Origin of the sequence: Streptomyces sp. Ag82_O1-12 (assembly GCF_900182715.1) — a bacterium.
GTDB lineage: Bacteria > Actinomycetota > Actinomycetes > Streptomycetales > Streptomycetaceae > Streptomyces > Streptomyces massasporeus.
Window position 1 is genome coordinate 4,833,333 of the sequence record NZ_FXUW01000001.1, and the last position, 26,521, is coordinate 4,859,853.

The 26,521-nt window shown below is 68.4% G+C and carries 20 protein-coding genes and 3 rRNA genes; 19 read left to right on the forward strand and 4 right to left on the reverse strand.

Features of this window, described 5'->3' with window-relative positions; translation table 11 throughout:
• Window positions 1-48 precede the first annotated feature (48 nt).
• From QOL88_RS22250 to proC, 3 genes are all read left to right on the forward strand, one after another.
• On the forward strand, window positions 49-909 hold the full coding sequence (locus tag QOL88_RS22250) for an ABC transporter ATP-binding protein (RefSeq protein ID WP_097218751.1): 861 nt from the start codon (window positions 49-51) through the stop codon (window positions 907-909).
• Window positions 906-1,685: an ABC transporter permease gene (locus tag QOL88_RS22255; RefSeq protein ID WP_097218754.1), complete on the forward strand. Its 780-nt coding sequence runs from the start codon at window positions 906-908 to the stop codon at window positions 1,683-1,685. Before QOL88_RS22250 ends, QOL88_RS22255 begins: the two co-directional genes overlap by 4 nt.
• Window positions 1,686-1,801: 116 nt before the next feature.
• Window positions 1,802-2,614 (forward strand): pyrroline-5-carboxylate reductase, encoded by an 813-nt coding sequence (proC, locus tag QOL88_RS22260; RefSeq protein ID WP_179878931.1) that lies wholly within the window; start codon window positions 1,802-1,804, stop codon window positions 2,612-2,614.
• 44 nt (window positions 2,615-2,658) lie between these two features.
• Here proC and trpS read toward each other — a convergent pair whose 3' ends face one another.
• Entirely contained in the window at window positions 2,659-3,693 is a 1,035-nt protein-coding gene (gene trpS / locus QOL88_RS22265; RefSeq protein WP_097218759.1) for a tryptophan--tRNA ligase, read from the reverse strand.
• Between the two features lie 831 nt (window positions 3,694-4,524).
• Here trpS and QOL88_RS22270 point away from each other — a divergent pair.
• From QOL88_RS22270 to QOL88_RS22320, 11 genes are all read left to right on the forward strand, one after another.
• Window positions 4,525-6,050, forward strand: a 16S ribosomal RNA gene (locus tag QOL88_RS22270).
• Between the two features lie 303 nt (window positions 6,051-6,353).
• A 23S ribosomal RNA gene (locus QOL88_RS22275) occupies window positions 6,354-9,473 on the forward strand.
• Window positions 9,474-9,569: 96 nt separating this feature from the next.
• Window positions 9,570-9,686, forward strand: a 5S ribosomal RNA gene (rrf, locus tag QOL88_RS22280).
• The 16S, 23S and 5S rRNA genes sit together here, the layout of an rRNA operon.
• Window positions 9,687-9,748: 62 nt before the next feature.
• Window positions 9,749-10,393 (forward strand): HAD family hydrolase, encoded by a 645-nt coding sequence (locus QOL88_RS22285; RefSeq protein ID WP_097223128.1) that lies wholly within the window; start codon window positions 9,749-9,751, stop codon window positions 10,391-10,393.
• Between the two features lie 89 nt (window positions 10,394-10,482).
• Window positions 10,483-11,703, forward strand: coding sequence for an MFS transporter (locus QOL88_RS22290; RefSeq protein WP_097218762.1), 1,221 nt, complete (start codon window positions 10,483-10,485; stop codon window positions 11,701-11,703).
• Window positions 11,654-12,826, forward strand: coding sequence for an acetoin utilization protein AcuC (locus QOL88_RS22295; RefSeq protein WP_097218764.1), 1,173 nt, complete (start codon window positions 11,654-11,656; stop codon window positions 12,824-12,826). Before QOL88_RS22290 ends, QOL88_RS22295 begins: the two co-directional genes overlap by 50 nt.
• An 84-nt stretch (window positions 12,827-12,910) precedes the next feature.
• A complete protein-coding gene (locus QOL88_RS22300) occupies window positions 12,911-13,726 on the forward strand; it encodes a phosphatase (RefSeq protein ID WP_097218766.1) in 816 nt (271 codons plus the stop codon).
• A 129-nt stretch (window positions 13,727-13,855) separates the two neighbouring features.
• Window positions 13,856-14,068 carry a helix-turn-helix domain-containing protein gene (locus QOL88_RS22305; protein WP_004984898.1) on the forward strand — a complete coding sequence of 71 codons (213 nt, stop codon included), beginning with the start codon at window positions 13,856-13,858 and terminating at the stop codon, window positions 14,066-14,068.
• 155 nt (window positions 14,069-14,223) lie between these two features.
• Entirely contained in the window at window positions 14,224-14,322 is a 99-nt protein-coding gene (locus QOL88_RS22310; protein ID WP_003948845.1) for a 30S ribosomal protein bS22, read from the forward strand.
• A 229-nt stretch (window positions 14,323-14,551) separates the two neighbouring features.
• Complete coding sequence (locus QOL88_RS22315) at window positions 14,552-15,613, forward strand: NAD-dependent epimerase/dehydratase family protein (RefSeq protein WP_097218769.1); 1,062 nt, start codon at window positions 14,552-14,554, stop codon at window positions 15,611-15,613.
• A gap of 14 nt (window positions 15,614-15,627) precedes the next feature.
• Window positions 15,628-16,683 (forward strand): lysophospholipid acyltransferase family protein, encoded by a 1,056-nt coding sequence (locus QOL88_RS22320; protein ID WP_097218771.1) that lies wholly within the window; start codon window positions 15,628-15,630, stop codon window positions 16,681-16,683.
• A gap of 238 nt (window positions 16,684-16,921) precedes the next feature.
• Here the strand turns inward: QOL88_RS22320 and QOL88_RS22325 are convergent, their stop codons facing one another.
• The 3 genes from QOL88_RS22325 to QOL88_RS22335 form a co-directional block, all read right to left on the reverse strand.
• Window positions 16,922-18,172: a DUF5667 domain-containing protein gene (locus QOL88_RS22325; RefSeq protein WP_179878932.1), complete on the reverse strand. Its 1,251-nt coding sequence runs from the start codon at window positions 18,170-18,172 to the stop codon at window positions 16,922-16,924.
• A 236-nt stretch (window positions 18,173-18,408) separates the two neighbouring features.
• Window positions 18,409-19,179 carry an ECF subfamily RNA polymerase sigma factor, BldN family gene (locus tag QOL88_RS22330; RefSeq protein WP_030840376.1) on the reverse strand — a complete coding sequence of 257 codons (771 nt, stop codon included), beginning with the start codon at window positions 19,177-19,179 and terminating at the stop codon, window positions 18,409-18,411.
• 349 nt (window positions 19,180-19,528) lie between these two features.
• Entirely contained in the window at window positions 19,529-20,446 is a 918-nt protein-coding gene (locus tag QOL88_RS22335) for an HAD family hydrolase (RefSeq protein ID WP_097218776.1), read from the reverse strand.
• A gap of 162 nt (window positions 20,447-20,608) precedes the next feature.
• Here QOL88_RS22335 and QOL88_RS22340 point away from each other — a divergent pair, with 162 nt between their 5' ends.
• The 5 genes from QOL88_RS22340 (at window position 20,609) to QOL88_RS22360 (ending at window position 26,504) form a co-directional block, all read left to right on the forward strand.
• Entirely contained in the window at window positions 20,609-20,887 is a 279-nt protein-coding gene (locus tag QOL88_RS22340; RefSeq protein WP_086603661.1) for a glutaredoxin family protein, read from the forward strand.
• A 313-nt stretch (window positions 20,888-21,200) separates the two neighbouring features.
• Complete coding sequence (locus QOL88_RS22345) at window positions 21,201-21,962, forward strand: redox-sensing transcriptional repressor Rex (RefSeq protein WP_097218779.1); 762 nt, start codon at window positions 21,201-21,203, stop codon at window positions 21,960-21,962.
• Complete coding sequence (locus tag QOL88_RS22350; RefSeq protein ID WP_097218781.1) at window positions 21,959-23,725, forward strand: glutamyl-tRNA reductase; 1,767 nt, start codon at window positions 21,959-21,961, stop codon at window positions 23,723-23,725. Before QOL88_RS22345 ends, QOL88_RS22350 begins: the two co-directional genes overlap by 4 nt.
• Before the next feature lie 164 nt (window positions 23,726-23,889).
• Window positions 23,890-24,801, forward strand: a complete 912-nt coding sequence (gene hemC / locus QOL88_RS22355; RefSeq protein ID WP_373559347.1) for a hydroxymethylbilane synthase — start codon at window positions 23,890-23,892, stop codon at window positions 24,799-24,801.
• Window positions 24,798-26,504 carry a bifunctional uroporphyrinogen-III C-methyltransferase/uroporphyrinogen-III synthase gene (locus tag QOL88_RS22360; protein WP_097218782.1) on the forward strand — a complete coding sequence of 569 codons (1,707 nt, stop codon included), beginning with the start codon at window positions 24,798-24,800 and terminating at the stop codon, window positions 26,502-26,504. Before hemC ends, QOL88_RS22360 begins: the two co-directional genes overlap by 4 nt.
• Window positions 26,505-26,521: the final 17 nt, after the last annotated feature.

Here is a 26,521-nt window from a genome sequence, read left to right on the forward strand (position 1 = left end):
CACCGCAGCGGCTTGACGCGTCCGACCCCCGGGAGCATTATTCATCGCATGATGAATAATGCTCCCGGCTCGCCACGCCCGGGCCCGGCACCCATCCCCGGCCAGTCCCCGGACCCGGACACCCCAGCCGTCCACGCCGAGAACCTCACCGTCGTCCGCGGCCCCCGCACAGTCCTGCGCAACCTCGGCTTCACCGTCCCCCGGGGCCAGATCACCGGCCTCCTCGGCCCCTCCGGCTGCGGCAAGTCGACCCTGATGCGCGCCCTCGTCGGCACCCAGGCCAAGGTCACCGGCACCCTCGACGTCCTCGGCCGCCCCGCCGGCCACCCCACCCTGCGCACCCGCATCGGCTACGTCACCCAGGCCCCGTCCGTCTACGACGACCTGACCGTCCGCCAGAACCTCGACTACTTCGCCGCGATCCTCGACCCCGGCCGCCCGGCAGCCGACCGGCGCGACGCCGACGTCACCCGCGCCATCGCCGACGTCGACCTCACCACCCACGCCGACGCCCTGGCCGGCAACCTCTCCGGCGGCCAGCGCAACCGCGTCTCCCTCGCCGTCGCCCTCCTCGGCTCCCCGGAACTCCTGGTCCTCGACGAACCGACCGTCGGCCTCGACCCGGTCCTGCGCCGCGACCTGTGGAACCTCTTCCACGACATCGCGACCGGCCGCGGCGCCACCCTCCTCGTCTCCTCCCACGTCATGGACGAGGCCGAGCGCTGCGACCGCCTCCTCCTCATGCGCGACGGCGAACTCCTCACTGAGGGCACCTCCCGGCCGGAGGCCGGGGGAGAAACACCCGACGCCCTGCGCACCCGCACCGGCGCCACCACCGTCGAGGAGGCCTTCCTGCGCCTGGTGGACGAGGCGAAAGCAGCAGCCCGCACGAAGGAGACGACCCGATGACCACCACCGCGACCCGGCCGACCACCCCACCGAGGGCCCTGAGCGCCTCCCGCACCACCGCCACCGCGGCCCGGGTCCTGCGCCAGCTCACCCACGACCCCCGCACCATCGCGCTGCTGATCCTCATCCCCTGCGTGATGCTGTTCCTGCTGCGCTACGTCTTCGACGGCAGCCCCCGCACCTTCGACAGCATCGGCGCGTCCCTCCTCGGGATCTTCCCCCTGATCACGATGTTCCTGGTGACGTCCATCGCCACCCTGCGCGAACGCACCTCGGGCACCCTCGAACGCCTCCTCGCCATGCCGCTGGGCAAGGGCGACCTCATCGCCGGCTACGCCCTCGCCTTCGGCACCCTGGCGATCATCCAGTCCGCCCTGGCCACGGGCCTCGCGGTCTGGTTCCTCGACCTCGACGTCACCGGCAGCCCCTGGCTCCTGCTCCTGGTGGCCCTCCTCGACGCCCTCCTCGGCACGGCCCTCGGCCTCTTCGTCTCGGCCTTCGCGGCCTCGGAGTTCCAGGCGGTCCAGTTCATGCCGGCGGTGATCTTCCCCCAGCTGCTCCTGTGCGGCCTGTTCACCCCGCGCGACACCATGCACCCGGCCCTGGAGGCCATCTCCGACGTCCTCCCCATGTCCTACGCCGTCGACGGCATGAACGAGGTCCTCCGCCACACGGACATGACCGCCACGTTCGTCCGGGACGCCCTGATCGTCGCGGGCTGCGCACTCCTGGTCCTGCTCCTGGGCGCGGCGACCCTCAGGCGCCGGACGGCGTAACCCCACGCGGACAACCCGCCCCGGACATCCCGCCCACCGGACACGCCCGCCGCCCGCCACCCCCGAGTGGGAGGATGAACCCGGACGACGCGCAACCCCCGGAGGGCACCTCAGCCATGACCCAGAAAGTCGCAGTCCTCGGCACCGGCAAGATCGGCGAAGCCCTGCTCAGCGGAATGATCCGCGCCGGCTGGACCCCGTCCGACCTCCTGGTCACCGCCCGCCGCCAGGAACGAGCCGAGGAACTCCGCAGCCGCTACGGCGTCACCCCGGTCACCAACCCCGAGGCCGCCAAGTCCGCCGACACCCTGATCCTCACGGTCAAGCCACAGGACATGGGCACCCTCCTCGACGAGCTCGCCCCGCACGTCCCCGCCGACCGCCTGGTCATCAGCGGCGCCGCCGGCATCCCCACGGCCTACTTCGAGGAGCGCCTCGCCTCCGACACCCCGGTCGTCCGCGTCATGACGAACACCCCCGCCCTCGTGGACGAGGCGATGTCCGTCATCTCCGCCGGCACGCACGCCACCGCCGACCACCTCGCCCACACCGAGGAGATCTTCGGCGCCGTCGGCAAGACACTCCGCGTCCCCGAGTCCCAGCAGGACGCCTGCACCGCCCTCTCCGGCTCCGGCCCGGCCTACTTCTTCTACCTGGTCGAAGCCATGACCGACGCCGGCATCCTCCTCGGCCTGCCCCGCGACAAGGCCCACGACCTCATCGTCCAGTCCGCCATCGGCGCCGCGACGATGCTCCGCGACAGCGGCGAACACCCGGTCAAGCTCCGCGAGAACGTCACGTCCCCCGCCGGCACGACGATCAACGCCATCCGCGAACTCGAGAACCACGGCGTACGGGCCGCCCTCATCGCCGCCCTCGAAGCCGCCCGCGACCGCAGCCGCGCCCTGGCCTCCGGCAACAACAGCTGACCACCGGGGGCGGGCCGGACACCCGCCCCCGCAGCCGCCTCACCTCACACCGTCACCACGGCCCCGGCACCGGCCGTCTCCGCCGCAGCCGGCAACAACCCGATCGCCCGATACGCGGCATCCACCGTCGGCCGTGCCATCCCGCGAGCCCGCTCCGCCCCGGCCCGCAGCACCCCCTCCACATGACCGGGATCGGCGCACAACTTCTTGTGCCTCTCCTGCAACGGCCGGAGCACCTCGACCACAGCCTCGGCGGTGTCCTTCTTCAAGGCCCCGTACGACGTGTACGCACCACTGAGCGCCTCGGGCTCGCCACCCGTGCACGCCGCGAGGATCTCCAGCAGGTTCGCGAGCCCCGGCCGGGTCTCCCGGTCGTACACGACCTCGTGCCCGCTGTCGGTCACCGCCCGCATGACCTTCTTGCGCACCATGTCCGGCTCGTCCAGCAGGTAGACGATCCCCGGCCCGACGTCATCGCTCTTGCCCATTTTCGACGCCGGATCCTGCAGGTTCATCACCCGCGCCGCCACCCCCGGCCGGGTGGCCCGCGGCACCACGAACGTGTGCCCGTACCGCTGGTTGAACCGCACGGCGAGGTCCCGGGCGAGCTCCACATGCTGGCGCTGATCGTCCCCGACCGGCACCTCACCGGCCCCGTACGCCAGGATGTCCGCCGCCATCAGCACGGGATAGGTCAGCAGCGACAGCCGCACACTCCCGCCCCGCTGCCTCTCCCGCGCGGCCTTCTCCTTGTACTGGATCATCCGTCGCATCTCACCGTCGGTGGCCACGCACTCCAGTACGTAGGAGAGCCGGGCGTGCTCGTCCACATGGCTCTGCACGAACACCGTGCAGAGCTCCGGATCCAGCCCGGCCGCCAGCAGCAGCGTCGCCGACTGCCGGCTCAGCCTGCGCACCCGCGCGGGATCGTGGTCCACGGTCAGGGCGTGCAGATCGACTACGCAGAACAGGGCGTCGGCCTCGTGCTGGTCGACCGCGGCCCACCGCCGCATGGCCCCCAGATAGTTCCCCAGCGTCAGATGCCCCGTCGGCTTGACCCCGCTGAAGACCCGTGTCATCTCTCCACCTCCTGGTCGGGACCGCCGCCCCGGGCGGCCGCCCCTCCGTGGATCCGGGAGGGAGAAACGAAAACGGCCGCCGAAGCGGCGGCCGTCGCGTGCATACGTGGGGACGGCCGCCGTCAGGCGGCCCACCACAGCTGGGTGCACGTACGCGTCGTCATGGCGCCCAGGCTACGCCCCCGAAGCGGCGTCCGCCCCCTGAGTTGACACACCCTGACCCCGTCCGTAGTGTTCTCCGAGTTGTCCGACGTGAGCGCCGACTCCGGTCGGTCCCCGGGCAGCCAATCCGCAGGTACCAACCACTATTCGACGCAGTACGCCTGTCGTCGTTTCATTGGCATGTGTATTCACGGAATGAGGAATCCACGTTCGAAAGGACGAGGCCCCCGATTCGCTCGGGAGCCGGGGAATCCGCTAAAGTCTCACTCGTCGGAACGGCCCAACAGCCGCGAAGACAAACCCCGCTGACCGGGGATCAGGCCCGAAAGGATCTGATAGAGTCGGAACCGCCGGAAAGGGAAACGCGGAAGCGGGAACCTGGAAAGCGCCGAGGAAATCGGATCGGAAAGATCTGATAGAGTCGGAAACGCAAGACCGAAGGGAAGCCCGGAGGAAAGCCCGAGAGGGTGAGTACAAAGGAAGCGACCGTTCCTTGAGAACTCAACAGCGTGCCAAAAGTCAACGCCAGATATGTTGATACCCCGTCCATCGGATACCCGATGGTCGAGGTTCCTTTGAAGAAAACACAGCGAGGACGCTGTGAACGGTCGGGCTTATTCCGCCTGACTGTTCCGCTCTCGTGCGTGTCATCCCGATTACGGGAAAACATTCACGGAGAGTTTGATCCTGGCTCAGGACGAACGCTGGCGGCGTGCTTAACACATGCAAGTCGAACGATGAACCACTTCGGTGGGGATTAGTGGCGAACGGGTGAGTAACACGTGGGCAATCTGCCCTGCACTCTGGGACAAGCCCTGGAAACGGGGTCTAATACCGGATACTGACCACCTTGGGCATCCATGGTGGTCGAAAGCTCCGGCGGTGCAGGATGAGCCCGCGGCCTATCAGCTTGTTGGTGAGGTAGTGGCTCACCAAGGCGACGACGGGTAGCCGGCCTGAGAGGGCGACCGGCCACACTGGGACTGAGACACGGCCCAGACTCCTACGGGAGGCAGCAGTGGGGAATATTGCACAATGGGCGAAAGCCTGATGCAGCGACGCCGCGTGAGGGATGACGGCCTTCGGGTTGTAAACCTCTTTCAGCAGGGAAGAAGCGAAAGTGACGGTACCTGCAGAAGAAGCGCCGGCTAACTACGTGCCAGCAGCCGCGGTAATACGTAGGGCGCGAGCGTTGTCCGGAATTATTGGGCGTAAAGAGCTCGTAGGCGGCTTGTCACGTCGGTTGTGAAAGCCCGGGGCTTAACCCCGGGTCTGCAGTCGATACGGGCAGGCTAGAGTTCGGTAGGGGAGATCGGAATTCCTGGTGTAGCGGTGAAATGCGCAGATATCAGGAGGAACACCGGTGGCGAAGGCGGATCTCTGGGCCGATACTGACGCTGAGGAGCGAAAGCGTGGGGAGCGAACAGGATTAGATACCCTGGTAGTCCACGCCGTAAACGGTGGGCACTAGGTGTGGGCAACATTCCACGTTGTCCGTGCCGCAGCTAACGCATTAAGTGCCCCGCCTGGGGAGTACGGCCGCAAGGCTAAAACTCAAAGGAATTGACGGGGGCCCGCACAAGCGGCGGAGCATGTGGCTTAATTCGACGCAACGCGAAGAACCTTACCAAGGCTTGACATACACCGGAAACGTCTGGAGACAGGCGCCCCCTTGTGGTCGGTGTACAGGTGGTGCATGGCTGTCGTCAGCTCGTGTCGTGAGATGTTGGGTTAAGTCCCGCAACGAGCGCAACCCTTGTCCCGTGTTGCCAGCAGGCCCTTGTGGTGCTGGGGACTCACGGGAGACCGCCGGGGTCAACTCGGAGGAAGGTGGGGACGACGTCAAGTCATCATGCCCCTTATGTCTTGGGCTGCACACGTGCTACAATGGCCGGTACAATGAGCTGCGATACCGCGAGGTGGAGCGAATCTCAAAAAGCCGGTCTCAGTTCGGATTGGGGTCTGCAACTCGACCCCATGAAGTCGGAGTCGCTAGTAATCGCAGATCAGCATTGCTGCGGTGAATACGTTCCCGGGCCTTGTACACACCGCCCGTCACGTCACGAAAGTCGGTAACACCCGAAGCCGGTGGCCCAACCCCTTGTGGGAGGGAGCTGTCGAAGGTGGGACTGGCGATTGGGACGAAGTCGTAACAAGGTAGCCGTACCGGAAGGTGCGGCTGGATCACCTCCTTTCTAAGGAGCACTTCTAAGCCGGGCTTGCCTGGTTCAGAGGCCAGTACATCAGCGAATGTCTGATGCTGGTTGCTCATGGGTGGAACGTTGACTATTCGGCATACTTGATCGTCTTCTCCTTCTAGTACTGCTCTTCGGAGCGTGGAACGTTGAGGGGAGCGGGGAGTGTGTCGGGCACGCTGTTGGGTGTCTGAGGGAACGAAATTTCCTCAGTCGCCGGCCCCAGTGAACTCGCCTGTTGAGGGCGGGGTGATGGGTGGCTGGTCGTTGTTTGAGAACTGCACAGTGGACGCGAGCATCTGTGGCCAAGTTTTTAAGGGCGCACGGTGGATGCCTTGGCACCAGGAACCGATGAAGGACGTGGGAGGCCACGATAGTCCCCGGGGAGCCGTCAACCAGGCTTTGATCCGGGGGTTTCCGAATGGGGAAACCCGGCAGTCGTCATGGGCTGTCACCCGCTGCTGAACACATAGGCAGTGTGGAGGGAACGCGGGGAAGTGAAACATCTCAGTACCCGCAGGAAGAGAAAACAACCGTGATTCCGGGAGTAGTGGCGAGCGAAACCGGATGAGGCTAAACCGTATACGTGTGAGACCCGGCAGGGGTTGCGTATGCGGGGTTGTGGGATCTCTCTTCCACGGTCTGCCGGCCGTGGGACGAGTCAGAAACCGTTGATGTAGGCGAAGGACATGCGAAAGGTCCGGCGTAGAGGGTAAGACCCCCGTAGTCGAAACATCAGCGGCTCGTTTGAGAGACACCCAAGTAGCACGGGGCCCGAGAAATCCCGTGTGAATCTGGCGGGACCACCCGCTAAGCCTAAATATTCCCTGGTGACCGATAGCGGATAGTACCGTGAGGGAATGGTGAAAAGTACCCCGGGAGGGGAGTGAAATAGTACCTGAAACCGTGTGCCTACAAGCCGTGGGAGCGTCGGGCAAGCACTTGTGCTTGCCTCGTGACTGCGTGCCTTTTGAAGAATGAGCCTGCGAGTTTGCGGTGTGTTGCGAGGTTAACCCGTGTGGGGAAGCCGTAGCGAAAGCGAGTCCGAATAGGGCGTTTCAGTAGCACGCTCAAGACCCGAAGCGGAGTGATCTAGCCATGGGCAGGTTGAAGCGGAGGTAAGACTTCGTGGAGGACCGAACCCACCAGGGTTGAAAACCTGGGGGATGACCTGTGGTTAGGGGTGAAAGGCCAATCAAACTCCGTGATAGCTGGTTCTCCCCGAAATGCATTTAGGTGCAGCGTCGTGTGTTTCTTGCCGGAGGTAGAGCACTGGATAGGCGATGGGCCCTACCGGGTTACTGACCTTAGCCAAACTCCGAATGCCGGTAAGTGAGAGCGCGGCAGTGAGACTGTGGGGGATAAGCTCCATGGTCGAGAGGGAAACAGCCCAGAGCATCGACTAAGGCCCCTAAGCGTACGCTAAGTGGGAAAGGATGTGGAGTCGCAGAGACAACCAGGAGGTTGGCTTAGAAGCAGCCACCCTTGAAAGAGTGCGTAATAGCTCACTGGTCTAGTGATTCCGCGCCGACAATGTAGCGGGGCTCAAGCGTACCGCCGAAGTCGTGTCATTCACACAATAGGGCCAACGCCTGTGTGGATGGGTAGGGGAGCGTCGTGTGCCGGGTGAAGCAGCCGCGGAAGCGAGTTGTGGACGGTTCACGAGTGAGAATGCAGGCATGAGTAGCGATACACACGTGAGAAACGTGTGCGCCGATTGACTAAGGGTTCCTGGGTCAAGCTGATCTGCCCAGGGTAAGTCGGGACCTAAGGCGAGGCCGACAGGCGTAGTCGATGGATAACCGGTTGATATTCCGGTACCCGCTGTGAAGCGTCAAACATCGAGCATCGTGATGCTAAGGCCGTGAAGCCGTTCCGGACCCTTCGGGGAAAGGAAAGTGGTGGAGCCGCCGGACCAAGCGGTTAGTAGGTGAGTGATGGGGTGACGCAGGAAGGTAGTCCATCCCGGGCGGTGGTTGTCCCGGGGTAAGGGTGTAGGCCGTGCGATAGGCAAATCCGTCGCACATAAGGCTGAGACCTGATGCCGAGCCGATTGTGGTGAAGTGGATGATCCTATGCTGTCGAGAAAAGCCTCTAGCGAGTTTCATGGCGGCCCGTACCCTAAACCGACTCAGGTGGTCAGGTAGAGAATACCGAGGCGTTCGGGTGAACTATGGTTAAGGAACTCGGCAAAATGCCCCCGTAACTTCGGGAGAAGGGGGGCCACACCTGGTGAGAACACTTGCTGTTCGAGCTGGGGGTGGCCGCAGAGACCAGCGAGAAGCGACTGTTTACTAAAAACACAGGTCCGTGCGAAGCCGTAAGGCGATGTATACGGACTGACGCCTGCCCGGTGCTGGAACGTTAAGGGGACCGGTTAGCTCCATTTCGGTGGGGCGAAGCTGAGAACTTAAGCGCCAGTAAACGGCGGTGGTAACTATAACCATCCTAAGGTAGCGAAATTCCTTGTCGGGTAAGTTCCGACCTGCACGAATGGCGTAACGACTTCTCGACTGTCTCAACCATAGGCCCGGTGAAATTGCACTACGAGTAAAGATGCTCGTTTCGCGCAGCAGGACGGAAAGACCCCGGGACCTTTACTACAGTTTGATATTGGTGTTCGGTTCGGCTTGTGTAGGATAGCTGGGAGACTGTGAACTCTGGACGCCAGTTCAGGGGGAGTCGTCGTTGAAATACCAGTCTGGTCGTGCTGGATGTCTAACCTGGGTCCGTGATCCGGATCAGGGACAGTGTCTGATGGGTAGTTTAACTGGGGCGGTTGCCTCCTAAAGAGTAACGGAGGCGCCCAAAGGTTCCCTCAGCCTGGTTGGCAATCAGGTGTTGAGTGTAAGTGCACAAGGGAGCTTGACTGTGAGACCGACGGGTCGAGCAGGGACGAAAGTCGGGACTAGTGATCCGGCGGTGGCTTGTGGAAGCGCCGTCGCTCAACGGATAAAAGGTACCCCGGGGATAACAGGCTGATCTTCCCCAAGAGTCCATATCGACGGGATGGTTTGGCACCTCGATGTCGGCTCGTCGCATCCTGGGGCTGGAGTCGGTCCCAAGGGTTGGGCTGTTCGCCCATTAAAGCGGTACGCGAGCTGGGTTTAGAACGTCGTGAGACAGTTCGGTCCCTATCCGCTGTGCGCGTAGGAATATTGAGAAGGGCTGTCCCTAGTACGAGAGGACCGGGACGGACGAACCTCTGGTGTGCCAGTTGTTCTGCCAAGGGCATGGCTGGTTGGCTACGTTCGGGAGGGATAACCGCTGAAAGCATCTAAGCGGGAAGCCTGCTTCGAGATGAGTATTCCCACCTCCTTGAGAGGGTAAGGCTCCCAGTAGACGACTGGGTTGATAGGCCGGATATGGAAGCACGGTAACGTGTGGAGTTGACCGGTACTAATAGGCCGAGGGCTTGTCCTCAGTTGCTCGCGTCCACTGTGTTGGTTCTGAAACCACGAACGGCCCCATGCCATCGTTAATGGTGTGGTGCGGCATTGTTCGACAGTTTCATAGTGTTTCGGTGGTTATAGCGTAGGGGAAACGCCCGGTTACATTCCGAACCCGGAAGCTAAGCCTTACAGCGCCGATGGTACTGCAGGGGGGACCCTGTGGGAGAGTAGGACGCCGCCGAACAATTTTTGGGAAAACCCCCGCATCTTCGGATGCGGGGGTTTTCTGCGTTTAAGCTCGAATCCATGCGCTATGACCTCGTGATTTTCGACAACGACGGTGTGCTCGTCGACAGTGAGCCCATCTCCAATCGGTTGCTCGCGGCGTACCTCACCGAACTGGGGCATCCCACCTCCTACGAGGAGTCCATTCGGGACTACATGGGGTCGGCGATGCACCGCATTCACGAGCTGGTCCTCGATCGGACCGGACAGCGGTTGCCGCAGGACTTCGACGACGTCTTTCACACACGGGTGTTCAGGGCCTTCGAGCAGGAACTCGTGGCCGTGACCGGAGCCTCCGAGGTGCTGGAGAAGCTGGCCGCCGACGGGGTGCCGTACTGCGTGGCCTCCTCCGGGAGCCATGAGCGGATCCGCGTGGGACATCGGACGACCGGGCTCGACCGGTGGTTCGACGAGGAGCGGATCTTCAGCTCGCAGGACGTCGGGCGGGGCAAGCCGGCCCCCGATCTCTTCCTGTACGCGGCCGAGCGGATGGGGGTCGCGCCGCAGCGGTGCGTCGTCGTCGAGGACAGTCCGCTGGGGGTGCAGGCGGCTGTCGCAGTCGGCATGGACGTGTACGGGTTCACCGCCATGACGCCCGCGGAGAAGCTCACCGGGGCCACCCGGCTCTTCTCCGACATGGGGGAGTTGCTCGACCTGCTGGTGTGAGCCGTTCCCGACGACCCGGCCGAAGCTGAGAAGAATTCATCTTTGGCTGGATCTACCCACGGGTAGGCCTGGGCCCTACGCTCGCCGCCATGACTGATGTGCTGCGGCGCGGCAGGGGCTCGTTGGCGTTCGGCTTCCTGGTGCAGGGTGTCGCCTTCGCGCTGCTCGTGACGAGGATCCCGGCCATCCAGGACCGGTACGGGGTGTCCGACGCGCTGCTGCCCGCGTTTCTGGCCGCCGTGCCGATCCTCGCGGGGGTCGGGAGCGTGACCACCGAGCGGTTGGTGAAGCGGGTACGGCCGAGCCGGTTGCTGCGGTGGTCCCAGCCCGTGGTGCTGCTGGCGCTGCTCGGCATCGGGTCCGGGGAGCGGATGGTGGAACTCGGGATCGCGCTCGCGGCGTTCGGTCTCGCCGTCGGCGTGCTGGACGCGTCGATGAACATGCTCGGGGTGAGCCTCCAGCGGTCGTACGGGCGCAGCATCATGCTCAGCTTCCACGCGGTCTACAGCCTGGGCGGGATCGTCGGTGCCTCGCTGGCGTGGGTGGGAGCGCACTGGCATCTGGCGTTGTGGGTGTCGTACCTGCCGGTCGTGCTGGTGCTGCTGCCGGCTGTGCTGGTGGGGAGCCGGTGGTACGTCGACGACCGGGGCGGTGCGGCGGGCGAGGCGGAGGGGCCAACCGGGGAGGGCCGGGTCCTCGTCTTCAAGTGGCTCTTGCCGCTGTGTCTGGTGATGACGGTCGCGTACATCGGGGACTCGACGGTCTCCAACTGGAGTGCCAAGTACCTTCAGGACGTGCTCGGAAGCTCGGAGCAGATGGCGACGGTGCCGTACAACGTGTACATGGTCACCACGCTGCTGGGGCGCGCGATCGGGGATCTCGGGGTGCGGAGGTTCGGGGCGGTCGCGGTGGTGCGGGGCGGTGCGCTGGTGGCGGCGGGCGGGTTCGCCGTGGTGGCCGGGGCGCCCGGGGCGTGGGTCGGGATGCTGGGGTTCACGCTGCTGGGGCTGGGGTTGTGTGTGCTGGTGCCGCAGACGTTCGCGGCGGCCGGGAGGCTGTTCCCGGGGGCGTCGGACGCGGCCGTCGCCCGGCTGAATGTCTTCAACTATGTGGGGTTCTTGATCGGTTCGCCGTTGGTCGGGGCGCTCGGGGATCTGTGGAGCTACCGCGGGGCCATGCTCGTGCCGATGGTGTTGGTGCTGGTGACGCTGGTGTACGCCCGGTCGTTCGCGGCTCAACCGGACCGATACGGTGGCGGGCATGAGCGGCCGCGCACAGCTGATGTGGGACGAGGCAGTAACGGGCTATGACTTCGGTCCCGGGCACCCGATGGACCCGGTCCGGCTCGCCCTGACCCGGAGACTGGTCGACGCCTTCGGGCTGGACCGTGAGGTGGAGGTCGTCGCCGCGAAGGCGGCCGGGGAGTCGACGCTGCGGCTCGTCCACCGCCAGGACTACATCGGGGCGGTGAAGGCCGCGTCGGCGGATCCGGGGGCGGCGGACCAGTCGTACGGGCTGGGGACGATGGACGATCCGGCGTTCGCCGGGATGCACGAGGTGTCGTCGCTGATCGCCGGGCAGTCGGTGGGGGCGGCGGAGGCCGTGTGGCGGGGTGAGGCGCTGCACGCGGTGAACTTCGCGGGCGGGCTGCACCACGCGATGCCGGGTGGTGCGTCCGGGTTCTGCGTCTACAACGACGCCTCGCTGGCGATCGCTCGACTGCTGGAGCTCGGGGCGGAGCGGGTCGCGTACGTCGACGTCGACGTGCACCACGGGGACGGGGTCCAGGCGGCGTTCTGGGAGGACCCGCGGGTGCTGACGATCTCGCTGCACGAGCATCCCCGGACGCTGTTCCCGCAGACCGGGTGGCCGGAGGAGACCGGGGCGGACTCCGCGGAGGGTTCGGCGGTGAACGTGGCGCTGCCGGCCGGGACGGGCGACGCGGGGTGGCTGCGGGCGTTCCACGCGGTCGTGCCGGAGCTGATCGCCGACTTCCGGCCGCAGGTGCTGGTGACGCAGCACGGGGCCGACACGCACTTCGAGGATCCGCTGGCGCACCTGGCGGTGTCGCTGGACGCGCAGCGGGCGGTGCAGGTGGCCTGTCACGACCTGGCGCACGAGTACGCCGACGGGCGGTGGGTGGCCCTGGGCGGGGGCGGTTACGCGGTGGTCGACGTGGTGCCGCGCTCCTGGACGCACCTGGTCGCGATCGCGGCCGGGCGGGCCGTGGAGCCCGAGGCGATGATCCCCGAGGGCTGGCGTCAGGAAGTGTTCGCGAAGACGCGGCAGTTGGCCCCGGCGCGGATGACGGACGGGCGCTGGCCCGTGAGCTGGTCGGGCTGGGACGAGGGGTACGACCCGGCGGACCGGCTGGACCAGGCGGTGCTGGCGACCCGGCGGGCGGCGTTCCCGCTGCGGGGGCTGCTGGCGTGAGGGAGTGCCGGCGGGCGTAGGCCGACCGTGCGGTGTTCGCGGGTTCTCGGGACAGGGGGAGTTCCGGTCACGCACGCTCTTCTTGTGCTGACCACCGAAGCCCTGCGTGCGCATCTGGTGGGCGCTCGGCTCGCCGGGACCGTGGCGACCTCGCGGGAGGAGAGCCTGCGCCGTTACCGGCTCTTCGCCGCCCGGGACCCCCGGGTGCTGCTCGGCATCGATCCCGAAGGTGCCTGGGGGCAGCGGGAGTTGATCGAGCTGATGGCGGACCGGTGTGGTGTTTCGGCCGATTCCCGGCGGGTTTCCGGCCAGGACGTGATCGATCCGGAGCGGACCCTGGCGGCTCTGGACGCCTTCGCGGAGCGTCTCGCCGAGGCCGCCGGGCGGGGTGCTCCCGTGCTTCTGGGGACCGGGCATCCGCACCGGCTGCTCGGCTTCTACGGCGCTCTGGCAGACGCGCTGTCGGCGGCTGGATGTGCCGTTCTCACCCCGGCGCAGGGTCGGTGTGTCGACATAACGACCCGGTTCGGCCTACGTACGTACAACCTCGATTACGTACGAGGAGTCGCGCTGGTGCGGACCCCGGGCGTGGAACGCCCCGGTTGTGAGCCCGGCGCACATACGCACTCACCTCTCCCGGTTCGTACCGTACTGGCCGCTTGCGCGGAGGCCGGCGGGCCTCTTCCGGAGCTGGTGATCGGGGATCACGGGTGGGTCTGCGGGGCAGGTCAACTGGGGTTCGAGGCCATCGGGCCGGCCGATACGGACGACCCGGCGCTGTTCGTGGGGGAGGCCGAGGGGTCCGTGGCCGTGGCCGTTCCACTTGATGACGGTGTGCGGTCCGATTACTACCTGCCGCTTACCCGCTACGTACTCAATCGGGCGTGTCTGTCACAGTAGGTCGCCGATGGCTGCACCTCTTCCCCACTCGCATCACTGGCACCTACATTGGGGAGTGAGCACGCAGCGACGAAGAGTCACCGGAAGGGGAAGCCGGTGGCCGTCGAGTGCGGAAGGTTCAGGTGTGTCATGGCTGCAGCTGGCGAGAGGCCTCTGAACGAGGTTCAGTTCCTTACCGTGGCGGAAGTCGCCTCGGTGATGCGAGTGTCGAAGATGACCGTGTACCGGCTGGTGCACAGCGGTCATCTGCCCGCGATCCGTGTGGGGCGGTCCTTCCGCGTCCCGGAGCAAGCGGTTCACGAGTACCTCCGCGAGAGTTACGTGGGGGTGGAAACCGCCTGACGGCAGGGCCGGGGCGATCCCCCACAGGGCACTCGGGATCCCCCCGGCCTCCTCGATTACGACCTCAGCGCTCGGACGGGTAGGCTGGCCCCTCGTAGGTCGTATGGGCCCATGGCGCCCAAACACCGAGTGATGAGAAGTGAGCGAGGGTAGTCGTGGGCTCTGTTATCAAGAAGCGGCGCAAGCGGATGGCGAAGAAGAAGCACCGCAAGCTGCTCAAGCGCACGCGCGTTCAGCGTCGCAACAAGAAGTAAGTTCGCGACGCGCGAGCCGCGAAAGCGTTGCTGTGGCCCCCCACCCACCGGTGGGGGGCCACACGCGTATCCGCCTCGGGACCCGCGGCCGAGGCCTCACGCTCCTGCGTCCGGCTGCTTCGGTCACTTCGCGCATCGGGCGGTCATCACAGCGCAACGACAACCCGCTAAGTTGGCCCCACGGGGGAACGCGGCGGGGGCAAGACGTTCTGGAAGGAAGGCGCTGATCTTGGGCAAGGTCGTGCTCGTGACCGGAGTGGCCCGCCAGCTGGGGGGCCGGTTCGTCAGGCGGATCCAGCGGGACCCCGAGGTGGACCGGGTCGTCGCCGTGGACGCGGTGCCGCCCGAGCACCATCTGGGCGGCGCGGACTTCGTCCAGGCCGACATCCGGCAGCCCGGGATCGCGCGGGTGCTCGCCGAGACGGGCGCCGACACGATCGTCCACCTGGACGTGACGGGCACACCGCTGGGCAGCGGCAACCGGGCCTCCCTGAAGGAGACCAACGTCATCGGCACCATGCAGCTGCTCGGTGCCTGCCAGAAGTCCCCGGCCGTGCAACGGCTGGTCGTGAAGTCCAGCACGAACGTCTACGGCTCCGCGCCCCGCGACCCGGCCGTGTTCACCGAGACGACCCCGCCCAAGTCCCTGCCGAGCGGCGGCTTCGCCAAGGACACCGTCGAGGTCGAGGGCTATGTCCGCGGCTTCGCGCGCCGCCGGCCCGACGTGGCCGTGTGTGTGCTGCGGTTCGCCAACATCCTGGGCCCGACCGCGGACACCCCGCTCGTCTCGTACTTCGCGCTGCCGGTCCTGCCGACGGTGTTCGGCTACGACCCGCGGCTGCAGTTCGTGCACGAGGACGACGTGATCGAGGTGCTGCGGATCGGCTCGCACGAACCCCGGCGGGGCACGCTCAACAGCGGCACGTTCAACATCGCCGGCGACGGTGTGCTGCTGCTCTCCCAGTGCTCCCGGCGGCTCGGGCGGCCCACGGTGCCGCTGCTGCTGCCGGCCGTCACGTGGGCGGGCTCGCTGGTGCGTACGCTGGGCATGACGGACTTCTCGCCCGAGCAGATCCGGCTGCTCACCCACGGCCGGGTGGTGGCCACGGGCCAGATGCGCGAGACGCTGGGATTCCAGCCCAAGTACACGACCGCGGAGACGTTCGCGGACTTCGCCCGCAGCCAGGGCCCCGGACTTCTTCCGCCCGAGGCCCTTGCGGGGGCCGTCGACCGGATCGCCGACTCGCCCCTCGCGGGCGGCGGACACTCCCCGACGCAGAGCGCCAACTGAGGAGCGCATCAACGATGGCGGACGCCAAGGTCATTCCGTTCGACGACGACCGGTCCCGCGGGAGCGCCGTGCAGCGCCCGCAGCGGCGCCGGGGCGCCGGGAACCGCCGCTCGGGCGCGGAGTCCGTGCCGGTACGTGAGGTGCAGCCCCTGCCCACCAGGGCTGTTGCGCAGGATGATGTTCCTGTGACTTCCGATGAACAGCCGCCGGAGCCTTCCCGGGACGGCGAGGGCGGGCTGGAACGGCGGATCGCGGGCGGCCTGGCCTTCCTGCGCCGCCGCCTCACCGGGGACTACGAGGTCGACGACTTCGGCTACGACGAGGAACTCACCGACCAGGTCCTGATGTCCCTGCTGCGCCCGCTGTACGACACGTACTTCCGGGTCGAGGTGAAGGGCATCGAGAACATCCCGTCCGAGGGCGGCGCCCTGATCGTCGCCAACCACTCCGGCACACTGCCGATGGACGGCCTGATGATGCAGGTCGCCGTGCACGACAACCACCCGGCGGGCCGGCATCTGCGGCTCCTCGCCGCGGACCTGGTGTTCATGCTGCCGGTGGTCAACGAGCTGGCCCGCAAGCTGGGTCACACCCTGGCGTGTGCCGAGGACGCGTCCCGGCTGCTGGAGCAGGGCGAGCTGGTCGGGGTGATGCCGGAGGGCTTCAAGGGTCTCGGCAAGCCCTTCGCGGACCGCTACAAGCTCCAGCGCTTCGGCCGCGGCGGTTTCGTCTCGACGGCGCTGCGCGCGGGGACGCCGATCGTGCCCTGCTCGATCGTCGGGGCGGAGGAGATCTACCCGATGATCGGCAATGCCAAGACGGTCGCGCGGCTGCTGGGCTTCCCGTACTTCCCGATCACGCCCACGTTCCCGTGGCTCGGGCCGCTCGGGGCGATCCCGCTGCCGACCAAGTGGACGATCCAGTTCGGCGAGCCGATCCCCACGGACGGCTACCCGCCGGAGGCGGCCGAGGACCCGATGCTGATGTTCAACCTGACCGACCAGGTCAGGGAGCAGATCCAGCACACGCTGTACAAGCTGTTGGTGCAGCGGCGGTCGGTGTTCTTCTGACGCCGGCGTTCGCAACGGCCGGCCGGTCGCCCGGAGCCGCCGGACGGAGTGCGGCGCAGCTGTCCGAAGCCTGCGGAGCGGTGCGAGGGCAGCGGACGGGAGGGGTCAAGCTGTTGGTGCAGCGGCGGTCGGTGTTCTTCTGAACCTGCCCGCGTACTGAGCCGGCCCGCGTACTGAGCCGGCCCGGGTACGACGTTGGGGGCGCCCCTTGCCGAGGGGGCGCCCCCAACGTCGCCGTCTAGTCCGCGTCCTCGCTGTCGATGCCCAGGCCGGGCAGCAGTCCGGGCAGGAGCGGTGGGAGTGTCACATCCGGCTCGGGGACGGGTGTGTGGCCCTCTGCCGACGGAGAGGTGCTCGCCTCGCCGTCCTTGTCCTTCGGCGGGTCGAGGAGGCCGCCGGTGTTGCCGCCGAGCAGGCCGTCACCGTCGCTGCCGGAGCCGGCCGAGCGGCTGGGGCTGCCGCTGCCGGTGAGGCCCTCGTCGCTGTGCCTGCCGCCGCTGTCGTTGGGGCGGGCCGAGCGGTCGGTACCGGAGGAGCCGCCGGGGGCCGACTCGGAGGCGCCGCGCCGCTTGCCGTCGCCGCCGCTCGTGGCCGGGGGCTCGGGCAGCAGGGACTCCAGCGGGGCGACGTCCTCGTCTATGGCGTCGAACACGGACGACACCTGCTCGCTGACGTCCCCGAGCTGAACGGGCAGTCGCTCGCGCAGTTCGCCCCAGGCCTCGCGGTGGGAGCGGGAGAACGCGGACAGGGCCTGGATGGGGCCCAGCGAGTCCGGGTCGCGCTTGTACGCCTCGCTCAGCAGCCGGTGGCCCTCCGACGCGTCGTGCCGCATGCCGGACAGGGCACGGCGGATCTCGCCGAGGGACTCGTGGTCCAGCGGGCCGCTGCGGCCGCGCTCCATCAGGCGGCGTGCCTCGCTGAGCCGGGTGGAGGCGTGGTCGAGGTAGACCCGGCCGCGCTCGTCCGACCCGTCGGCGAGGCCGAGCGTGACGTCCTCGATGCCGCGCTTGAGGCCGTAGAGCGAGTCGCCGGGCAGGGCGTCCGAGCTGGCGGCGGAGACTCCGCCGAAGGCGCTCGCGGCCACCCCTACGCTGAGTCCGCCCGCGGTGAGGCCCTTGGCGAGCCGGGAACGCGGCCGGAACTTCTTCAGCGAACTCGCACGGTGCGCGCCGCGAGCCCGGGACCGCTGCTCGGGAACCGCGCTGTCCGTCGCCCCGCCGCCCGCGGTGCCCTCCTGGAGCATGGCCTCGAAAGCGGCCACCAGCTGGGCCCGCTGGACGACCTTGACCTCCGGGTCGAGCGCCGGCTTGGGCAGCGCGCCGAGCCCCGAGGCGAGCGCCAGATGGCGGTCCTGCTCGCTCGGTTCCGCGGCCGCCGGGGCCGGTGCGGATCCTTCGGGCTGCTCGGCCGCCGTGCCCTGCTCGGGCTGCTCCTCCAGGGCCTGGGCGAAGGCGTTCGCCCGCCGGTGCGCCGATACGTTCGCGATCACTGGCGGCACCTCCTCTCGTCATGACGGTCGACTCCCCAGGGGGTCCTGAGGGTTGCACACCCTGACCACGACCACACGATCGAGTGATCGGAGTCGGCCAGGGGGTGACCACAGGGAGCCTGCATCCCGCACAACGAGCGGCGCGGCACTTGGGTTACGGACACCGGCTGATCGGATGCCGAAGCCAACGAACCGTCACGGAACGTGAGTTGAATGTCGCCTAACGTGCGGGGCGGTCAGCGGGCGTCTTCCGGGAGGAGCCGGGCGAGGGTGCGGACGGCCCGGTACTGGAGGGTCTTGATGGCGCCCTCGTTCTTGCCCATCACCCGTGCGGTCTCGGCGACGGAGAGGCCCTGGAGAAAGCGGAGCGTCACGCACTCCTGCTGCTGGGGGTTGAGCCGCCGTACGGCGTCGAGCAGGGCGGCGTTGGAGAGGGACTCCAGGACGGAGTCCTCTGGGGAGCGCTCGACCTCGTTGGCGTCGAGCATCTCGCCGGTGGTGACCTCGAGGCGGAAGCGGCTGGACTTGAAGTGGTCCGCGACGAGGTTGCGGGCGATGGTCACGAGCCAGGCGCCGAAGTCACGGCCCTGCCAGGTGAACGTGCCGATGCGGCGCAGGGCGCGCAGGAAGGTCTCGCTGGTGAGGTCCTCGGCGGTCGCCTTTCCACCGACCCGGTAGTAGATGTAGCGGTAGACAGTGTCGCTGTACTGGTCGTAGAGGCGGCCGAAGGCGTCGGACTCGCCGGCCTGGGCGCGCTCCACGAGGTCCATCATCCGGGCGCTGTCGCTGTCCGCCGCGGGGCGGCGGGCGGTGGCCGCCCCGGACGGGCGGCCTCGTCTGCCGACCGCGGCGCTGCCGTCGGCCAGTGCGTAGCACGGGCCGACGGGCGCGGCGGTGGCGAATGCGGGGACGGCGTACGCGGTGGGGACGAAGCCGCGCAACAGGTCTTGGACCGTTGCGCGCAGCGTAGCCAGGCCCGAGGCGTCAACCCCGACGTGTGGGTACACGGGACTCCCAGAGGCAGAGCTTCCATCACGTGCAGTGCGGGACCTTTCACCCGTCGTAGCGACGGAGGGGTACCGGATTGCGTCTGAGGAGAATAACGCTTCGTGCAGGCACTGCTACACCGAGTTGCTCAAATCATCGATTACGTCGCTTCCGTAACCGATTGGCGCCGCATCAAGTGCCGGAGAGTGGGCGGTTGTTGATCGAAAGGGTTCGGATTGCGGCTGAGTCCGGGGCGTGTTGTGGCCGTGTCCAGCCAAGAGGACTGGATACGAGGTTGTGGGGGTACGCCAGTTGGATTTACGGCGATTGTCAGGCCGTAAACGATGGTGTCCCGGTTTGATCGGTTGGTCAGCGGCGCCGGCGGTGCAGGGCGATGGCGGCCGCGGTGCCGCCGGCCACCGCGCCGACGCCCGCCGCGGCCGGGATGCCGACCTTGGCGGCCTTGCGGCCCGTGCGGTAGTCGCGCAGCCGCCACTCCAGCCGGCGGGCGTGCTTGCGCAGCTTGCTGTCCGGGTTGATGGCGTAGGGGTGGCCGACCAGCGAGAGCATCGGGATGTCGTTGTGCGAGTCGCTGTAGGCGGCGCAGCGGCCGAGGTCCAGGCCCTCGGCGGCGGCCAGGGCGCGGACGGCCTCGGCCTTCGCGGGGCCGTGCAGCGGTTCGCCGACGAGTTTGCCGGTGTAGACGCCGTCGACGGACTCGGCGACCGTGCCCAGGGCGCCGGTCAGGCCGAGGCGGCGGGCGATGACCGTGGCGATCTCGACGGGCGCGGCCGTCACCAGCCACACCTTCTGGCCGGCGTCCAGGTGGGCCTGGGCGAGGGCGCGGGTGCCGGGCCAGATGCGCTCGGCCATGTACTCGTCGTAGATCTCCTCGCCGATCGACTGCAGTTCGGCGACGCGGTGGCCCTGGACGATCGAGAGGGCCGAGTCGCGGGCCTCCTGCATGTGTTCGGGGTCCTCGACGCCGGCGAGGCGGAACCACGCCTGCTGCCAGGCGAACTTCGCGAGCTCGCGCGTCTCGAAGAACTTCCGCTTGTACAGGCCGCGTCCGAAGTGGAAGAGGGCCGCGCCCTGCATGACGGTGTTGTCCAGGTCGAAGAAGGCGGCGGCCTGGTCGTCGCCGTGCACCGGGAACTGCGGTTCCTCGGTCGTGCCGGCGACTTCCTGCGTGGACTTGCGGGCTGCCTCCGCCGAGGCCTCGCCTGCCAAAACGCTCCGCGCCGTGGCGGAGCGCCTACGGGGAGTGAGCCATCCTAGAGCGGCCATGGCGTGAGCATAGCCAGTTTGTTCGGGGGTTCCGGAGTCGGAAGGTTGGGAGCCTGTGAACTCTCGGCAAGCGTGTCGTTAAAGAGGCCGCGCGGGACGGGCGCGGTCGGCGCGTCCCCTCGCGCTTTCGCGAGGGTTCCGCCCGGGCGCGGCCGCGCGACAATGGCCGACATGAGTCCCCTCTTCCGTCGCAGGCCCCCTCGGGACCGGCTCGTCACCCTGATCCGCAAGCCAGGCTGTCATCTGTGTGATGACGCACAGGTCGTTGTGGAGAAGGTGTGCGGTGATCTCGGAGTCCCCTGGGAGCAGAAGGACATCACCGAGGATCGGGAACTGCACGACCAGTACTGGGAGCAGATCCCGGTCGTGCTGGTGGACGGCAGGCAGCACACGTTCTGGCGCGTGAACGAGGACCGCCTGCGCAAGGCGCTGACCGACTGATCCCGCCCGGTGAGCGACTGACCGATCAGTCCAAAGCGGCCGTGGAGTCGCTTAGGATCGATGGTGACTTGGTCTCGGGGGCGGGATTCGCTGAGGAGAGTGTGCGGTTTTGCCCCCGAAAGACAAGGAACGGCGGTGCGTATGCGCCGGTTCCCTGCGCGTGCGCCGGGGGCGCGTGACCCCGGTCACGTTGGCCGGGCAAATCGGACACCATCTTTGTGCACGCGTTCACAAAGACATAGCCTGCTTTCGACGGGGCGGTCATGTAGGGACGTATGACCGCCTACAGCCCCGCTCTACCCGCAGGAGCACCGTGGCAACTGGCCGAACTCACCGACCGGCGACCCGCAGCCGAGGGATTCCCGAGGCCACCGTCGCCCGGCTTCCGCTGTACCTCCGCGCTCTGACCGCGCTGTCGGAGCGCTCGGTTCCCACGGTTTCCTCCGAGGAGCTCGCGGCCGCGGCGGGGGTCAACTCCGCGAAGCTGCGCAAGGACTTCTCCTACCTCGGCTCCTACGGGACCAGGGGTGTCGGCTACGACGTCGAGTATCTCGTGTACCAGATCTCCCGCGAACTGGGGCTCACCCAGGACTGGCCGGTTGTGATCGTCGGTATCGGTAACCTCGGCGCCGCCCTCGCCAACTACGGCGGGTTCGCCTCCCGCGGCTTCCGGGTCGCCGCGCTGATCGACGCCGACCCGGCCATGGCCGGCAAGCCCGTCGCCGGGATCCCGGTGCAGCACTCCGACGACCTGGAGAAGATCATCCAGGACAACGGCGTGTCCATCGGTGTCATCGCCACTCCCGCCGGTGCCGCCCAGGCGGTCTGTGACCGGCTCGTGGCCGCCGGTGTCACCTCCATCCTGAACTTCGCGCCGACCGTGCTGTCCGTCCCCGAGGGCGTCGACGTGCGCAAGGTCGACCTCTCCATCGAGCTGCAGATCCTCGCCTTCCACGAGCAGCGCAAGGCCGGGGAGGGCGCCGCCTCCGACGGTGGCGTCCCCACCGCCGCCGCCCGCAGCGACTCCGCCGACCAGGGGCCCGACGGGGACATGCCCGCCGTGATGCCGGCATGAGCCTCCTCGTCGTCGGACTCAGCCACCGCAGCGCCCCGGTCAGCGTGCTGGAGCGGGCCGCGCTGAATGCGGACGCGCAGGTCAAGCTGCTCCAGGACACGGTCGCCGCCGAGCCGGCCTCCGAGGCCGCGGTGCTCGCCACCTGCAACCGCATCGAGCTCTACGCCGACGTGGACAAGTTCCACGCCGGTGTCGCCGAGCTGTCCACGCTGCTCGCCCAGCACAGCGGCGTCGGCCTGGAGGAGCTCACCCCTTATCTCTACGTGCACTACGAGGACCGGGCCGTCCACCACCTGTTCTCGGTGGCCTGCGGGCTGGACTCGATGGTCGTCGGCGAGGGGCAGATCCTCGGCCAGATCAAGGACTCCCTGGCCCGGGCACAGGACGTGCAGTCCGCGGGCCGGCTCCTGAACGACCTGTTCCAGCAGGCCCTGCGGGTCGGCAAGCGCGCCCACTCCGAGACCGGCATCGACCGCGCCGGCCAGTCCCTGGTCACCTTCGGCCTGGAGCAGCTGGCCCGGGGCGGGGACGTGCAGCAGTGGGCGCGGGGCAAGAAGGCCCTGGTCATCGGGGCCGGGTCGATGTCCTCCCTGGCCGCCGCCACGCTCGCGCGGGCCGGGGTCGCGGAGATCGTCGTCGCCAACCGCACCTTCGACCGCGCCGAGCGGCTCGCCCAGATCCTCATGGAGGGCGACGACACGGACGTGGCGGCCCGCGCGGTACCGATGGAGTCGGTGCCGGCCGAGCTGACACGTGCCGACGTCACCGTCTCCTGCACGGGCGCGACGGGCCTGGTCCTGACGGCCGAGTCGGTCGCCCAGGCGGTCGAGGGCCGTACTCCGCCGTCGGCGGTGCCCGGCGCGGACGGGCCGACGGCGCCGGGCGGCGAGCCCGGCCGTACGGCCGGGGCGCAGCGCGGTGGTCCGTCGGGCACCAGCCTCGGCAGCGAGGACGGCTGCCCGCTGGAGCTGTCCTCGGTGCAGGGCACCGCCGGATTCTCCGTGCTGGGCGAGGCGGCCGTGGCCGGGATGGCCGCCGCCGAGCTGGAGCAGCACGCGGCGTGGGTGGACAAGGGCACGGTGGGCGGCGCCCAGCGTGCGGCGGGCGGTTCGGCCCGGCCGGGAACGGCCGGCACGCTCGACCCCGCCGCGGACACCGACGCCATCGCCGCGCTCGCCGCGACCGTCGCCACCGTCGGGCGGATCCCCGAGCGGCGCCGGCCCGAGCCGGTCGAGGAGCCCCAGCGGCCCGAGCCCGTGCTCTTCCTGCTGGACCTCGCGATGCCGCGCGACATCGACGCGGCCGTGCACCGGCTGGCCGGGGTGCGGCTGGTGGACATCGAGTCGCTGGCGGAGGCCTCCGCGGGCGCTCCGATGGCTGCCGATGTGGACCAGGTACGGCGTATCGTCTCCGACGAGGTCGCGGCCTTCGGGGCAGCACTGCGGGCCGCGCACATCACCCCGACCGTGGTCGCCCTGCGCACCATGGCCGCCGATGTCGTGGCCGGCGAGATCGCCCGGCTGGACGGTCGGCTGCCCGGTCTCGACGACAAACACCGAGCGGAGATCACCCAGACCGTGCGGCGCGTGGTCGACAAACTGCTCCACGCGCCGACCGTGCGGGTCAAGCAACTCGCGGCCGAACCCGGCGGCGCCGGGTACGCGGACGCACTGCGGACCCTGTTCGACCTCGACCCCGAGACGGTGGCCGCCGTCTCCCGGGCCGAGGACAGCACCACCGAGAAAGACCGAGGGCCGGCATGAACGACACGCGTGAGCCGCTGGGGCGCGCCGGCGCCGAGGGCACGAGCGCGCGGAGGCCCGAAGGGCTGAGCACGGTCGAGTCCTCGGCACCGGCTGAGGCGCCCCAGCGGGGAGCGGATGCACAAGGGGCGCTGAGGCTCGGTACCAGGCGCAGCAGGCTCGCCATGGCCCAGTCCGGCCAGGTGGCGGAATCCGTGAGCCGGGTGACCGGGCGGCCCGTCGAGCTCGTCGAGATCACCACGTACGGAGACACCTCGCGCGAGCAGCTCGCCCAGATCGGCGGCACCGGCGTGTTCGTGACCGCCCTGCGCGACGCGCTGCTCAAGGGCGAGGTCGACTTCGCGGTGCACTCGCTGAAGGACCTGCCGACCACGCAGCCCGACGACCTGGTCGTCGCCGCCGTGCCGGTGCGCGAGGACCCGCGGGACGTGATCGTCGCCCGGGACGCGCTGAAGTTCACCGACCTGCCCTCCGGGGCCCGCATCGGTACGGGTTCGCCGCGCCGCATGGCGCAGCTCAACGCGTACGCCCGCAGCCACGGCCTGGACATAGCGACGGTCCCGATCCGCGGCAACGTCGACACCCGCATCGGGTTCGTGCGCAGCGGGGAGCTCGACGCCGTCGTGCTGGCCGCCGCCGGACTCAACCGGATCGGCCGCGGCGACGAAGTGACCGACTTCCTGTCGGTCGACACGGTTTTGCCCGCCCCCGGCCAGGGGGCCCTGGCGATCGAGTGCACCGCGGGCAACGCGGACCTCATCGCCGCGCTCGCCGAGCTCGACGACCCGTTCACGCGGATCGCCGTGACGGCCGAGCGATCACTGCTCGCCGCCCTGGAGGCCGGCTGCAGCGCACCTGTGGGCGCGTTGGCCGACCTTCTGGCCGACGGGCAGATTGTCAAGGAAATGCGCCTGCGCGCCGTCGTCGGGACAACCGACGGCACGCGCATGGTGCAGCTGTCCACCACCGGTCCCGTGCCCGAGACGCACGACGGGGCAATGGCGCTCGGTCGCGAACTCGCGGCCGAGATGCTCGCCCAGGGCGCGGCCGGTCTGATGGGGGAGCGAGCACAGTGAGCCCCACCACCCTTTCCGCCGGTCCTGAACACGGGCACGTCACCTTCCTGGGTGCCGGACCCGGAGATCCGGGACTGCTGACTCTGCGCGCCGTGGAGGCGCTGGCGAGTGCCGACGTCCTCGTCGCCGAGCACGAAGTGCTCGACGTCGTACGTCAGCACGCCAGGCAGGGCGTGTCCGAAGTGCACACGGACCCGGATCCTTCCCAGGATCCGGCGCCGGGCACAGGGACGCCCCAGCTGACGGTAGTTGACGGCACGTCAACCACCGTCGCCGCCCCCGCGGTGCGGGATGCCGCACATCTTGTCATGGAGGCCGCACGGGGCGGCAGGCGGGTCGTGCGTGCGGTGTCCGGGGACCCGGGCCTCGACACGTACGCCGCCGAGGAGATGCTGGCGTGCGCCGCCGCCGGGGTGCCCTTCGAAGTCGTCCCCGGCATCGCGAGCGCCGTCGGCGTGCCCGCGTACGCCGGTGTGCCGCTGCGCGACGCGCAGGGCGCGGACGTGCGGTTCGTGGACGCGCGGACGGCGTCGGACCGCTGCTGGACGGAGGTCGGGGCGTCGGACGGCACGGTCGTCGTGTCCACGACGCTGGACTCCGTCGCCGCGGCGGCCGGCGAGCTCGTCTCCGCCGGGCGCAAGCCGGACACCCCGATGACGGTCACCGTCGCCGGCACCACCACCCGGCAGCGCACCTGGAGCGCCACGCTCGGCACGATCGCGCAGACGCTGAAGCAGCTCAAGGTGCTGCCCTCGCCCGACGGCGGCCGGCCGGTGATAGCCGTGGTCGGTGAGCGTTCCGCCGCCGCCCAGCGCGACCAGCTCGCGTGGTTCGAGTCCAAGCCGCTGTTCGGCTGGAAGGTGCTCGTGCCGCGGACCAAGGAGCAGGCGGCGTCGCTCTCCGACCAGCTGCGGTCGTACGGGGCCGTGCCGCACGAGGTGCCGACGATCGCCGTCGAGCCGCCGCGCACGCCCCAGCAGATGGAGCGCGCGGTCAAGGGGCTCGTCACGGGCCGCTACGAGTGGATCGCCTTCACCTCGGTCAACGCGGTCAAGGCCGTGCGGGAGAAGTTCGAGGAGTACGGGCTCGACGCGCGTGCCTTCGCGGGCATCAAGGTCGCGGCCGTCGGCGAGCAGACGGCGAAGGCGCTGATCGCGTTCGGCGTGAAGCCGGACCTGGTGCCGAGCGGTGAGCAGTCGGCCGCCGGTCTGCTGGAGGACTGGCCGCCCTACGACCCGGTCTTCGACCCGATCGACAGAGTGTTCCTGCCGCGCGCCGACATCGCCACGGAGACGCTGGTCGCCGGGCTGATCGAGCTCGGCTGGGAGGTCGACGACGTCACGGCCTACCGGACCGTGCGGGCCTCGCCGCCGCCGGCGGAGACCCGCGAGGCGATCAAGGGCGGTGGCTTCGACGCCGTTCTGTTCACCTCGTCGTCCACCGTGCGGAACCTGGTCGGCATCGCCGGCAAGCCGCACAACGTCACCGTGATCGCGTGTATCGGCCCGGCCACGGCGAAGACCGCCGAGGAGCACGGGCTGAGGGTGGACGTCATGGCTCCCGAGCCGTCCGTGCACAAGCTGGCGGAAGCCCTGGCCGACTTCGGCGCGAAGCGCCGTGCGGCGGCTTTGGAGGCCGGCGACCCGGTGACGCGGCCGAGCGAGCGGCGGCCGGGGGCTCGGCGGAGGCGTTCGACGACGTGAGCGACCCTCACTGGCTG